At 54.1% G+C, this 12,165-nt stretch carries 9 protein-coding genes; 1 reads left to right on the top strand and 8 read right to left on the bottom strand.

The genetic code is table 11. The features are described 5' to 3' along the window. Nucleotides 1–10 precede the first annotated feature (10 nt). Nucleotides 11–1,297: a class I SAM-dependent methyltransferase gene (locus tag AWB64_RS26720; RefSeq protein WP_060858427.1), complete on the bottom strand. Its 1,287-nt coding sequence runs from the start codon at nucleotides 1,295–1,297 to the stop codon at nucleotides 11–13. A 301-nt stretch (nucleotides 1,298–1,598) separates the two neighbouring features. On the opposite strand from AWB64_RS26720, the gene AWB64_RS26715 reads away from it, so the two are divergent. Continuing rightward, a complete protein-coding gene (locus tag AWB64_RS26715) occupies nucleotides 1,599–3,512 on the top strand; it encodes a hypothetical protein (RefSeq protein WP_060858426.1) in 1,914 nt (637 codons plus the stop codon). 146 nt (nucleotides 3,513–3,658) lie between these two features. Here AWB64_RS26715 and AWB64_RS26710 read toward each other — a convergent pair whose 3' ends face one another. Genes AWB64_RS26710 through AWB64_RS26680 form a run of 7 tightly spaced genes read right to left on the bottom strand, consistent with a single transcriptional unit; the run spans nucleotide 3,659 to nucleotide 12,147 of the window. Continuing rightward, nucleotides 3,659–4,513 (bottom strand): glycosyltransferase family 2 protein, encoded by an 855-nt coding sequence (locus AWB64_RS26710; protein WP_060858425.1) that lies wholly within the window; start codon nucleotides 4,511–4,513, stop codon nucleotides 3,659–3,661. Further along, nucleotides 4,510–6,159 carry a glycosyltransferase family 4 protein gene (locus AWB64_RS26705; protein WP_244164215.1) on the bottom strand — a complete coding sequence of 550 codons (1,650 nt, stop codon included), beginning with the start codon at nucleotides 6,157–6,159 and terminating at the stop codon, nucleotides 4,510–4,512. The genes AWB64_RS26710 and AWB64_RS26705 overlap by 4 nt, the downstream gene beginning before the upstream one ends. Before the next feature lie 6 nt (nucleotides 6,160–6,165). Continuing rightward, nucleotides 6,166–7,713, bottom strand: coding sequence for a class I SAM-dependent methyltransferase (locus AWB64_RS26700; protein WP_157766715.1), 1,548 nt, complete (start codon nucleotides 7,711–7,713; stop codon nucleotides 6,166–6,168). 2 nt (nucleotides 7,714–7,715) lie between these two features. After that, nucleotides 7,716–8,552: a class I SAM-dependent methyltransferase gene (locus AWB64_RS26695; protein ID WP_060858423.1), complete on the bottom strand. Its 837-nt coding sequence runs from the start codon at nucleotides 8,550–8,552 to the stop codon at nucleotides 7,716–7,718. 25 nt (nucleotides 8,553–8,577) lie between these two features. Next, nucleotides 8,578–9,891, bottom strand: coding sequence for a hypothetical protein (locus tag AWB64_RS26690; protein ID WP_060858422.1), 1,314 nt, complete (start codon nucleotides 9,889–9,891; stop codon nucleotides 8,578–8,580). Next, on the bottom strand, nucleotides 9,888–11,333 hold the full coding sequence (locus AWB64_RS26685) for an ABC transporter ATP-binding protein (RefSeq protein ID WP_060858421.1): 1,446 nt from the start codon (nucleotides 11,331–11,333) through the stop codon (nucleotides 9,888–9,890). The genes AWB64_RS26690 and AWB64_RS26685 overlap by 4 nt, the downstream gene beginning before the upstream one ends. Then, nucleotides 11,323–12,147 carry an ABC transporter permease gene (locus AWB64_RS26680; protein ID WP_060858420.1) on the bottom strand — a complete coding sequence of 275 codons (825 nt, stop codon included), beginning with the start codon at nucleotides 12,145–12,147 and terminating at the stop codon, nucleotides 11,323–11,325. Before AWB64_RS26680 ends, AWB64_RS26685 begins: the two co-directional genes overlap by 11 nt. Nucleotides 12,148–12,165: the final 18 nt, after the last annotated feature.

Here is a 12,165-nt window from a genome sequence, read left to right as displayed (position 1 = left end):
CACTTGGTGATCAGATCCAGTGGAAGCCGACTGCCAACATAACAGCTACGCCGAGCGCGATCGCTGCGATGCCGCCCGCGAGCATCCTGAATTTGCGCGTGAGATTGATCGCGATTTCAATTCGGAAAGCCTTGATGCTGTCTTTGATTTCGATGGAATCAACAGATCTCAGTTGCCAGAGGGCAGCCTTCAGTTCGGTGATTTCCGTGCCCGACATGACGCGCATCGCTTCTTTCAATTCATCGAACTCTCCCCGCACCTGATTCAACGTGCTCAATACGTGGTGAAGCCCTTCGCGTTGTTCGACAGCGACGGCTTCAATAGTCAAGCCCTGCTGTTTGTCGATCCCGGCTACCCGCTGGTCCAATTGCTCGAACCGCCGGTGAAGTACGGCAGCACTCCGTTCTATAGCAGACAGTTGCGCCGTCATCGCGGCGTCGAATGCCTGTGGGTCGAATGCGGGTAGAGCGATTGCCGGCCGAGGGTCCAAATTTCTTTTGAGTGCCTCGGACAGGTCCAGCAGCGCCTTACTTCTTTCGGACTGCGCGTCTGGAGGTTCAACAAACTCGGTAATTTTTTTTGCAACAGCGATGCTCGTTAATCCGGTCGATGTCTCGTAAGCAAGCGAAATGGCATGCCGCACTTGCTCTAGCGAACCGTCCGTACTGCTGATTTCGGTGAGCGGCATCTGTGTCAGGCGAAGATACTGTCCGACGCTTCCAAAACCCGCCCGCTGCATCAATTTTTGCTGCAACGACCACGGCATATCCTTTTCAGTCGTGCCGTATTTTTTCATGACCGCAATGCTGTCTTCGGTGGTCGAGTGACCAGCGCCCGGTTCAACAGTGACTAGAATCCCGCCGTCGTTGAGCGCGGCGAAGATATTCTTTACGACCTTGAACTCATCGTCGGCGTGATGGAGTGAATCGTAGATTACGGCTACATCGAAACCGGTGGGAACGGTGCCTGCCTCGTAATCGCAGACCTGGAACGAAAGACCATCACGCGCCCGGCGGTTGGCAAGTTCGATCATGTCGGGGCTGATATCGAGCCCCAGCACCTCGTAGCCGCGACTGGCGAACAGTTCGCTTGTCCATCCGCTTCCAACACCAACGTCCAGCAGTTTGGCGGGCGGGGCAGGAAGAAGCCTCATCACTTGCGCAATGTCCATCAGATATTCGCCGCACCGTTCGTCCGAGAATGGTTTGCGTGCAAGATAGTCCATGAAGTCATCGGTGGAGAACGCTTCTACCTGCGCAACTTTCTTGATGTAATCAATTTCGTCAGCTTTTGCCATGTGTCTTCACTACGATGTTGGCTTAAGGTTGTTCGGAGGAGAGCAGAGGGTCTAAATCTGGTTCGCACATTGCCAACATAACGCAAGATCATAACAAAACGATGCAATAAAATCATGGACCTCGCGCTGTGGCCCGTATGGAGATAACTACCAAATACCGTCCAATTCGCCTGTAAAAAGCTGTAACATCCACCCGGCTTAACAATAGCCTTTACACAAACTCATGAATATCAGAATAGGTAAAAATCTGGGTTGGACAGCGCTCATTGCATATTGTGCCTCGGGCACTGCAGCGGTTTTCATGCTCATCCTTAGCATTAAAGGCCTCAGCCCGATCGATGATCATCACTTCCTGATCAATCTCTTCCAGGGTAAAAGGTTCGATCTGTATATCGATCGTCGTTTAGGTCGATTTTTTCCAGCGACCGCGCAGGAATACGCATTGGTATCAGCCGTTTTCGGACCCTCGTCATGGCTGTTTCATCTGATCGAGGCCCTCAAGACAGCGGCATGCGGAGCGCTGCTGCTCTATTGCCTCACCCAAACGGGTGTCTCGGCATGGTTTGTCGCTGCAACCTGGAGTGCTACGTTTTTTTCCATCGCCTTTGCGGATTCTTCGGTACGCTTGTTGGTCGGAGAATTGAACGACCTCCTTCTTACACTGATTCTAATTGCCGCTTTAATGCGCCGCGATCAGACCGCGGCGTATTCGCGCAAGCATGTTGTCTTTGTTGGCATCGGAGTCGTCGCACTGGTGGCGGGATTCTTTTACAAGGAGGTCATCTTCACGATGGCGCTCGTACTAGGGGCCGCCGAGTTACAGCGGTATCGCCTCCGCAAGGAATGCCCAATTCCGTTGTATCCCTACCTATTGATTGCGACCGCACTGGCCTATCTGGGCTGGTACGTATGGTGGCGCGGGATCGGTGCGGGCGACTCGTACATCAGCATTCATCAGATAGGTATCTGGGATGCTATTCGGACTTTTGCGCAAAACGATCCTGTCGTTGTGTTCGTGGTTTTGCCGATAGCAGCTATCCGCCTGTGGACGATTATTAGGCAGCCGCAGAGGCAGACACTGTACGACTCGTTTCTTCTGACAGCGTCCGCATACGCCTGCGTCTTCCTCATGCTGAAGATGTATTCATCCTATTATTTCCTGCCGGCCTATGGCTTTGGGCTGTGCGGGGCCGCTGGGGTGCTTGCTTCAACGCCGGCTAAACGGGCGCGAACTTGGGTGGGGGCCATTATCGCTTTACTGGCGGCGAATAATGCGACGGTTGCGTTCTCGGATATTCAGACGGTCAGGCAGGTCGCAAACAACTATCAGCGGTTCGTAAATGCGACTACGGACTGGATTGCCTCGCATCCGAAAAATGACGGGAGTCCGCGCAATCTCGTGCTTGTCGGAAGCAGCTTCGGCAGCCGGATCGAGATCGTCATCAGCTTGCAGCGTTTCTTTCGCTATGTCGGACTTTCCGATTCGATGTGGAAGGTCCGCGTTACTGAACCCACCACAAACGCCTTGGTCAGTTCGATCTATGGTTTCAAAGATAACGCATCCTATCCTCCGGGCGTCGGAGATCTTGTTGTGTACACGCCTTTTCAGGACGTTGTATCCCGGCCGCCGCTGTTGTCGCCCTCTTATCAGGATGTATTTCGCAGTGGGTCAGACTGGGCATTGCCTCGGTGGACGCTTTGGGATTGGACTAAGTTGTGCATTGCGAAGGGGTCAGCCTGCGCGTCATATGTCTCCGAGGCTCGCGAATATACCGGCTACGATGTCATGTTAAAGGATCGTGAACCGGCTAAATCTGACTCTGCATCGATTATTGCTGACCCGTCATATCGAGTAGGTCCCATTACGTTGCCGCAACGTTTGAAGGCGGGACAAGGCTACCAGCTGGCAATATTGATTCAAAACACCGGAAAACAAATTTGGCCAATTGAAGTTAGCCCGGCGTCGAACAAGATAGTGGATTTGAGTTATGCATGGATTGATCAGAAAGATAGTGTGGCCATGTACGGCGATCGCGCTATTTTTCCTGAGCCCATGCAGCCGGGGGACGTAGCAAAAATCACCATGACCATAAAGGCGCCGGTTACGCCTGGCCGATACAAGCTGGTGATAAGTCCATTGCAGGAGGGTGTCGCGTGGTTTTATACCGATCCGCTCAATCGCTCCAATGACAATCGCGAGTTCGATATTTTTTGATCAGGCTGCCCGGAAGTGTTTGGCAGCCGAGGGTGACTTTAGCGAATCTGAGGCTCGGAAGCGAGAGAGCCCCCGGCCAAGGGGGGTTCCGGTGTCACATAACAAGAGGAGATCGGTGCGGTATCGTCGTTTCCCGTTTGTGCGGATTACTTCAGAACCCACGAGTAAATCGACTTTATCATTCCGCGCGAGACTGTGTGGTTCCACTTAAGCGCGGCGGCGACCGCCGCGGCGCCGACTCGCAATGCGAACTTATTCCCGGCGATTTCGCGCGTATGCCGTTTCTCGACCACCGCATGAGCATAATTGAACAACCACCGATCCGGGACTGTACCGAACAACTTGACGAACATATCGTTGATCTCCGCATGAACCTTAATTCGTGCGCCGAGTGTCTTGTTATCGGCGTAAAGGCGGGAGCCGGCGAGCTTTTCATGGAGCAGCGCGAAGCGGACACCGGCTTTTCCAAGCCGTAACCAGTATCCGTAGTCCATGCAGTAGTTTAGCGACTCGTCAAGAGAGCCGTGCTGGTCGACGACACGCCGGCGGAAAAATAGTGCCGGCTGGCAGATGAAGCACGTTTCCTTCAATCGATCGAGATTCCAGTCCTCTGTCGGATAGGCTTCAAAAGCATGATCTTCCAGATTGATGTGATCAGCCAGTCCGTAGACCACGTCGATTTCCGGATGCTGTTCAAAGAAAGCCACTACTTTAGCAATCGCACCCGGGTAATAGACATCGTCAGAATTCAGCCAGCCAATGATCTCGCCGTCGGTCGCGGCGATCCCTTGGTTGACGGCATCGGTTTGTCCTTTGTCCTTCTTCGATACCCAGCGCACCGGCGGCTTGAACGCCTCCAGAACAGAGACTGTCGAGTCCGTACTACCGCCGTCGAACACGACGTGCTCGATCTCCGCGCCCGTTTGCGACGCGACGCTTTGAAGCGTGCGTTCAATAAATTGCCCCTGGTTATAAGAGGGAGTGACGACGCTGACTTTCATGCAGAAACCTTCTCTGGGAACAATTCGATGGGAGTGTTGCCGTCGGCAAGGATACTGCAGCGTTGCAACATTGCGGACAGCTCGCGCTGATCGTTGCCGAGCTTGTGGCGAGCGGGAACGAAGGTAGGCCTGATCTGTAGCTCGTAAAATCCGCCTGCGCCGTCCATGGGTAATGACAGTATTATTTCTGATCCACGCTTGATCCTGACTGCATCGCCATCCGGCTTACCTTCACGAAAACGCTGAACCGTAACCGAGCGCTGCGGTGCCCATTCGGGCGCGAGGAGCGTCACCTCCACACTGCGGGCTCCAAGGAGCGGGGCAGTCTGGATTCTCAGATTTTCCCCGACCCAGCCGTCCACGTGCACGCCAGTAATCAGGTTCTCGTGTCTCGAATTCGCCAGTGCAGAGACAAACAGATCCCAGTATTCGTTCGCCATGCGTTTCGAATCCGAGAATTCATCGACGCGTCGCCGTCCGGCTTCAACCAACTTTGCGCGTAAGGATTCGTCTGTGACGAGAGCAACCATGGCCGCGGCAATTTGCTCCGGAATGCGCGGATCGAACATGATGGCGGCGTCTGCCGCGACTTCAGGAAGCGAGGTCGTGTTGCTGCAAGCTACAGGCACGGCCGCCGTCATGGCCTCGATCACTGGCAGGCCAAACCCTTCGTAAAGCGATGGAAAAACGACGCCACTAGAGCAAGAGATCAACGTGGCCAGTTCCTCATTCGGCAGATAGCCTGGAAAGATGATCCGATCGCTCAAATTCAGGGCGCAAGCGGCCCGCTTCAACCAGTCGCGTCGCGCACCCGGCGCACCCGTGCAGACGAGCTTGATATAAGGACCGAGTCCGCCTTCCCTGCACGCCATGCCGAACGCTGTCAGCAACATTTCATGGTTCTTGTGCTTCCAAAAATTTGCCGGAAAGACGAGATACCTCTGGCGCGTGAGTTCGAGACGATCCAGTACCTGCGTGCTTTGCGATGCGTCAGGTGCGATCCGGTGAGCCATGCGCAAGTGGATCGTTCGAATGTGGTCCGGCTCCAGGTCGCCATGATCGATCGCAGACTGGCGCGAGTAGTCGGAGATGGCGGCCAGCGCATTGGCTCGGCGTGCTGCGTCTAAAAAAGTCTGGGCTCGTTGCGCAACGTCCTCCGGGGTGAAGAATTCAGGATAGGTCTTGTATTGCAGATCGTAGATCGTGCAGACCGTGGGAATGCGGGGTTCGAAATACGTTGGCGCGGTAAACGGACAGAAAAGCAGGTCGACGCCGAGCCGGCGCAAAAGTCCTTCAGTCCCACGGCGCTTGAGCCTCGTGTTAAGCCGATAAATCCCCCGGCTGAGAATCCGCTGGAACCTCGCGGGTATTTTCGGCATAACGCGTCCGGCGAGGTTCTTCAGGCGCGAGCGACCGGAATTCGCTGTCAGTGCGCCCAAGACCATGCGACGTTGCATGTTGGGCCGGTCGAGTTGGGCGAGTTCATCGTGAGATGCGGCCTGCGTTAACAGAATGAATTGCGTGTCTGGCCTCATCTCCGCCAACTGACTTAGCAAGTCGAGCACGAATATTTTGGCGCCACCATTTTCACCGCCTGGCAGTACCGGGGTGAGGTCTACTGCTATTTTTTGGGGAACTTGGCTCATTACTTCTTAATTCCGCTCGTCAATTCGATCTTCAGCACCATTTTCAATTAGCTTTTCCAATGCCCGGAATTGTTCGCCGCCCGCGACTTTCACTACCGCATGAATCGCCCGATGATGAAAGAAACGTCGCACTTCATCCAGTTGTGCCTTTTGGGCAGCACAATCGCCCACTGATCGACTCAGCGCTGTCTCCAAGGCCGACATTTGTGCGGTCATCGTGGACCTATCCTCTTCATACGCACGCAACATTTCCGTTAAACGCTCTAGCTGTTCGCCTCTCGCAGCGCGGTCGGCTTCCGATTCGTTCAACATCCTTGCCAAGGTCTCGACGTGCTCACCTCGCGCATTACGATCCTCTTCGGCTTCTTTCAACATCCTTGTCAAGGTCTCGACGTGCTCACCTCGCGCAGTACGATCCTCTTCAGCTTCCTTCAGCAAGCCATGCAACGTCGCAATTTGTTCAGCGAACCGGGTGGGATCTTCCTGCGCTTTATTTAACAAATCCGTTAAGGTTTTCAACTGCTCACCTCGCGCGCTGCGGTCTTCCTCAGATTCATTGAGCCGTCTCGCCAGTATCTCGAGTTGCTGGCCTCGCGCAGCTCGGTCGGTTTCCGCCTCTTTCAAAAGCCTGGTCAACTCATCAATTTGTTCGCCCCGCGCAATGCGATCTGACTCCGAAGCAAGTTCGCGCTCACGCAGATCGAGCAAGGCGAGGGTCATTCGCCCGACTGGACGCGACTCCAGTGCGGTACTTACGACATCTGTCGGCCGACATGTCAAGTGAGTCCTACTTACAACGAAAAACATGTCATAGTGTGCAAATATTGCGGGTTCGAAATGGATGAACCCTGCACCCAACCCACGGAACATTCTCGTGACGGATTCCCGGGTAAAGAGATATATGTGTTCCTCTGGAATCAACATCTCAAGGAAGCGATTCTTGCCCGCAACGAACTCTTCGTAGCTAGCACCGCCAACGAACTGCGGCGTTTGCACCAATAGCAATCCGTCTGGCTTTAAAAGCTCGAGACACCGTCCCATAGTAGTTGCCGGATCGGGCAAATGCTCGAGAACGTCCATTGCGACAACCACATCAAGGCTGCCGGGCGTGATGTCTAGATTCTCGATCGGTCCCAGCGAAATGGGTACACCAAACGTTTTTTGCGCGAAGTCAACTACCCACGGGCTTAATTCGACACCCGACGCATCGAACCCGGCCATTCGCATCAAAGCGACGAAACTGCCGTGTGAGCAGCCCAGTTCTAACGCTTTTCCATCAGATGGCGAGCGATATTTGAGCAGCGTTTTTAGCCAATGTAGATTTCGCTCGGTCAGGTCAGTACGTGCTCTGGAAAATATGTCGGCCGTACCAAATTCGTCTTTCTGACGCTCGAGCCAATAGTTCTTGCCATAGAAGTCAGACTCGTCGTCATGAACTAACAATTTTTCAGGTGGCATTTCCAACAGATACACCAACGTGCCGCAAACCGTGCATTCGCCATAATTAGGACCAAATGGTTGATAGTCCGTGTTTCCGCACCAGCATGCGCGCATGATCATCCCCCGGGTTTGCGAATCACGAAAACGGCGCCGCAGGTGTCCTGCCAGTTTGTCTCCATATCTAACAGGCCCTCAAATACCTTGCGAAATGCCGCAGGGAAATTTGCGTTGGCAGAAAGAAACGGATAGACAATGTCGCCCAGTTCGCCGCCGGACTTTCGCTTGAGGTGCCAGAGGCTGTCCATCAATAGGAAGATTCCGCTATTGATCCTCGGCAGGATAGGCACGAGCGCCTCCACCGCCAGTCCTGCACGTTCGAAGCTTTTGGTCCATTCGTCGATAGTAAGTGGATTCGCGAGATGGTGGTACTCAAGGAAATCTTTCTGGAGCGAATGGGCAATCTTGTCGTGTCCTGCCATTGCAACCAGATTCGACAAAAGAGACCACTCGACAAACCTGTTAGTGACAACGCTGCCTACCAGCGTGCCATTGGGTTTGAGACAACGATAAATTTCCGCCAGGACCGTGTCGAGATGATCCATGTGCTCGAGCGAGCAGTTAGCGAATACGTGATCGAAGCTTGCGTCGGGTTCGGGGACATTGTGCGCGGCTGTAACATAGACATCGCGATAAACGCCGCTATTGCGGCCAAGTTCGGCGACTACTGGTTCCATGTCGACACCGACAACATTCTTCGCGTCCGGCCAGATCAGGTTGAAGTATCGGCCGTCGCCGCAGCCGAGATCGAGAACGCGGCCCACGATCGAAAAATTTTGATAAGCAGCATATTCCCAGGCGCGCCAGTGGCTGAGTGAAGGCACATGCGGATAAAGGACGCTGACCGCATCATAGCCTTCCAACAAAGAGTCGATTGAAAGAGTGAGAGTTTTCATTTCGAGGTTTGCCTGGTAATAGTGTTTACTTTTCGAGCAGGATGATGCACCGCGGATGGGGGTCGGACGGTACGATCGAATAGGTCCGAAAGTGCAGCCTCAGCGCCTTGATAAAGTTGTCAAGCGTGTACCAAGGCAACTGCTCAGGCGACCAAAGCGCCACGTGTTCGTCGTCGGCCGGAACGAACTCCACGATCGCGCGCCGCTTCGCTAGTCGCGCAATGGCGCCCGCCATTCCTTCGAAGGATACCCGCTGCTTAAACGCCAGATGATGCGTGACCGCCATGACCATCGCCGTGTCGCATGAAAGACGATCCTCCGCTCCCTGGATACTGTTAAAAATTCCCGATGTGCCTATTGGCCAAAGCAAATCATGGAATAACGGAAGAATGTCTGCTCCGCTCTGACGAGTCCGCGAATACAGAGCATTCAAGCACGCTTCCTCGATATCGCAGGCGAGCACGCGTTTGCCAAGCGAAGCCGCAAGTTCGCTGTGCAAACCATTGTTAGTGCCGATATCGATCAGGGTTCTGCCCTGGTCGTCCTCAAGTATCCGATGAACAATGCGGTCTTTTTCACGCAACGATGACATGTCTACGAGACTCGACAGACGAGGCTGTGCGTAGGCCGACCATTCGCCCTCGACATGTGGCAGCACGAGGTTGGCGACATAGTCCGCAAGCGCCTCGAACGTCTGGGCTGTTAGCGCCTCGCACGCCGCGTGTGCGATCGCGTTCGCTTCGGCAGGCTCGTTAACTAAAAAAGGTTGTTCGATGATCTGATTGCCGACGCCTACCTTGTGTTCCCGCAGCATCGCGCGGGCGATTGGAGCATGCCCGATGGAAAACGCATGCAACGGTGCGAGGAGGAACTGTCTGAACTGCTTGTACCAAAGCGACCAGTTTATCTCCTTGACGGGCGCAATTGATCCCCAGTCCACGAAGTACGGCCGCGATCCATCGAACAAAACGTTCCACGGATGCGCATCCTTTAGGCAGAGGTTCGATTTGAGCAGAGCAGCACTTACTTTTAATATGCAAAGCGCCGCCTCGCGGAGCGCTTCGCCGCACCATTCTCCACGCAAAGTCACGAACGGAACCCTCTGATGCTCAATGACGAGCGGCGAGCTCTTTATAGTGAAGTCGCTCGGCCAAGTAGGTACCAGACCTTCATCGAACAGGTTTTGACTTCCAGCTAGCTCGATTGTGTCCTTCACAAAACCGGCATAAGCCGGGGAGATGGCTCGGAAAACCCGGTTGTCGAAATGGAAGACTTTGCCTACTGGATCAACCACGGAACTAGATTCGAATCGAATTTGATCAGCATGGAGTTCTATCATGTGCCTTCCTTCTCAACGCTTGTAACAAACAGGTCGCACGCGCCAGGTAGGTTCGCGAGACCGTGATGAGTCAACGCGATCCCGTCGCGGCGCAGGCCGACGGTAAAAGTCCCCGCATTACCCACAGAGAGTACGCGGTGTATCGAGTTAGACAGGTCGCCGTGAGACATATGTTCGCTGTGCCGGTATGTGTCGGCATCGGTGGTCGCCAGTCCAACTACAAAGCTGTACTCCCCCGGTGCGAGATCAAGCGCAATGCGCTGCCGATACCGCAGCGTTTGTCCAACGTGTGCGGAGTCCGGCGCATTCAGTTTATGCTGAATAGAGTTTTTGCCATGAACAAGCAAGCCTTTTTCATTCGCGATCGTAACCCCGAGGATTGGAACGTCGATATCCCTGAGCAGCCGATATTCGACAAAAAAGTCGGCCGTGTCGCCCATTTGGAAAACGCGTGCCGCTTCACCGGTTTCATCGCAGAGCGCTACCCCGATGAATTCTGCCTGCCCGGTACCTACGATATCCACTTTGTCGGTTTCGAAAAAAGCGTCGTCGGAAGGCCAGTCGAAACCCCGAGAGGCCGGCTTTTGATCGCCGCGTAGTTTCAACTTCTCCGCAATTCGCGTACGCGCCGTGATGCCTGGCACCGCATCACGTTGGAGCGCCATGTAACGACGGATGGCGGGTACGGGCTCCCCACTAAACATCTCCTCGCCATTGTTGAGTACTAGCACGCGCGTGCAGAACTGCGTAACCGTTGCCATATCGTGCGTCACGAGAACCACTGCAGCGCCACCGTCCACCAGTTCGCGAAGACGAGCAAAGCACTTCTGTGTGAAAAACACGTCGCCCACGGCGAGCGCCTCGTCAATGATTACGATCGATGCGTCGATGTGTGCTTGCACTGCAAACGCAAGGCGCACGAACATACCGCTCGAATAGGTCTTGACCGGCTGATCGATGAACGAGCCAATATCGGCAAAGTCGACTATCTGATCGTACCGCTCCTCTATTTGCTTTTGCGTTAGTCCGAGAATCCGCCCGTTTAGAAACACATTTTCGCGACCGGTGAACTCTGGATTAAAGCCGCTGCCCAGTTCGAGCAAGGCGGCGATGCGCCCGTTGACCGCAACACTGCCGTTTGTGGGCGTTAGCGTTCCCGCGAGGAGTTGCAACAGCGTGCTTTTGCCGCTGCCATTCCGGCCAACGATCCCGAGCGTTTCTCCCGCGCGCACTTGTAGCGAAACATTGGTCAGCGCCCAGAATTCGCGGAAATAATGCGGCGGTGGCTTGAGCTTTGAGAGTCTGAAGGCACTCATGGTCCGATTGATCATTCGGAAGAGGCGCGGAAGGACGAGCTGCTTGAGTCGGTCTCGCGGCGTCTTGTAGATTTCGTATCGTTTGCTGAGATTCTGAATATCGATGACAATTTCTTTAGACGACATCAGCGAAACCCCGACGCGATTTCTGAAACCACCAATATCCCGTCTGAAAAACGACGAGGCCTGCTATGAGGCTGATGCCCCATGCTTGCCACTCAAACGACTTCCCCCACAGTAGTAGATTGCGTACCTGGATCACAGGCAGGGTAATCGGATTCCATATCAGGAACCCCTGATATGCTTTAGGCAACGATTCGATTGGATAGAACACCGGCGCGAGAAACATTGATATCGTGACGAGCATGCCAATCACTTGCGACAGATCTCGCAAGTACACTCCCAGCGACGCAAGAATCCATGACAAGCCAAGGATCATCAGGACCAAAGGAAATAGCGCGATCGGAATCAACAAGCCTTCTATATGTAGTGTTGCGCCGGAAATCAGGCAGAATCCGATCAACGCGGCGAAGCTCACGAGAAAGTGCAGGAAGGCTGAAAGCAATGCCATCCAAGGCAGCATTTCGAGCGGGAAGACTACCTTCGTAACATAGTTTGCGTGGCCAGTGATAAGCCCCGGAGAACGATTCAGACATTCCGCAAAGAACGTATGAACGATTATTCCCGAAAACAAGACAATGGCGAAAGCGACCTTGCTTTCATCGCTGTGACCACCCCAGCGTGCCTTGAATGCCACGCTGAAAACGAACGTATAAATTGCCAGCATGAAAAGCGGATTGAAGAGCGACCAGACGACACCGAGCATTGAGCCTTTGTAGCGACCAATGAAGTCCCGCTTCACTAGATCACGCAGCAAGTGCCGGTGCTGTGCGAGACTTCTCAGCATCGCGGCTGGTGATGCAGCGTATTTATCACTCATTAAACTAACCGGCCTCAA

Source organism: Caballeronia sordidicola (genome assembly GCF_001544455.2).
Lineage (GTDB): Bacteria > Pseudomonadota > Gammaproteobacteria > Burkholderiales > Burkholderiaceae > Caballeronia > Caballeronia sordidicola.
This window is presented reverse-complemented; position numbering and strand designations above follow the sequence as displayed.

Bases quoted from the DNA above. Each gene is read 5' to 3' on its own strand.
- AWB64_RS26720 (WP_060858427.1), bottom strand. From the start codon at position 1,297: ATGGCAAAAGCTGACGAAATTGATTACATCAAGAAAGTTGCGCAGGTA.
- AWB64_RS26715 (WP_060858426.1), top strand. From the start codon at position 1,599: ATGCTCATCCTTAGCATTAAAGGCCTCAGCCCGATCGATGATCATCAC.
- AWB64_RS26710 (WP_060858425.1), bottom strand. From the start codon at position 4,513: ATGAAAGTCAGCGTCGTCACTCCCTCTTATAACCAGGGGCAATTTATT.
- AWB64_RS26705 (WP_244164215.1), bottom strand. From the start codon at position 6,159: ATGAGCCAAGTTCCCCAAAAAATAGCAGTAGACCTCACCCCGGTACTG.
- AWB64_RS26700 (WP_157766715.1), bottom strand. From the start codon at position 7,713: ATGCGCGCATGCTGGTGCGGAAACACGGACTATCAACCATTTGGTCCT.
- AWB64_RS26695 (WP_060858423.1), bottom strand. From the start codon at position 8,552: ATGAAAACTCTCACTCTTTCAATCGACTCTTTGTTGGAAGGCTATGAT.
- AWB64_RS26690 (WP_060858422.1), bottom strand. From the start codon at position 9,891: ATGATAGAACTCCATGCTGATCAAATTCGATTCGAATCTAGTTCCGTG.
- AWB64_RS26685 (WP_060858421.1), bottom strand. From the start codon at position 11,333: ATGTCGTCTAAAGAAATTGTCATCGATATTCAGAATCTCAGCAAACGA.
- AWB64_RS26680 (WP_060858420.1), bottom strand. From the start codon at position 12,147: ATGAGTGATAAATACGCTGCATCACCAGCCGCGATGCTGAGAAGTCTC.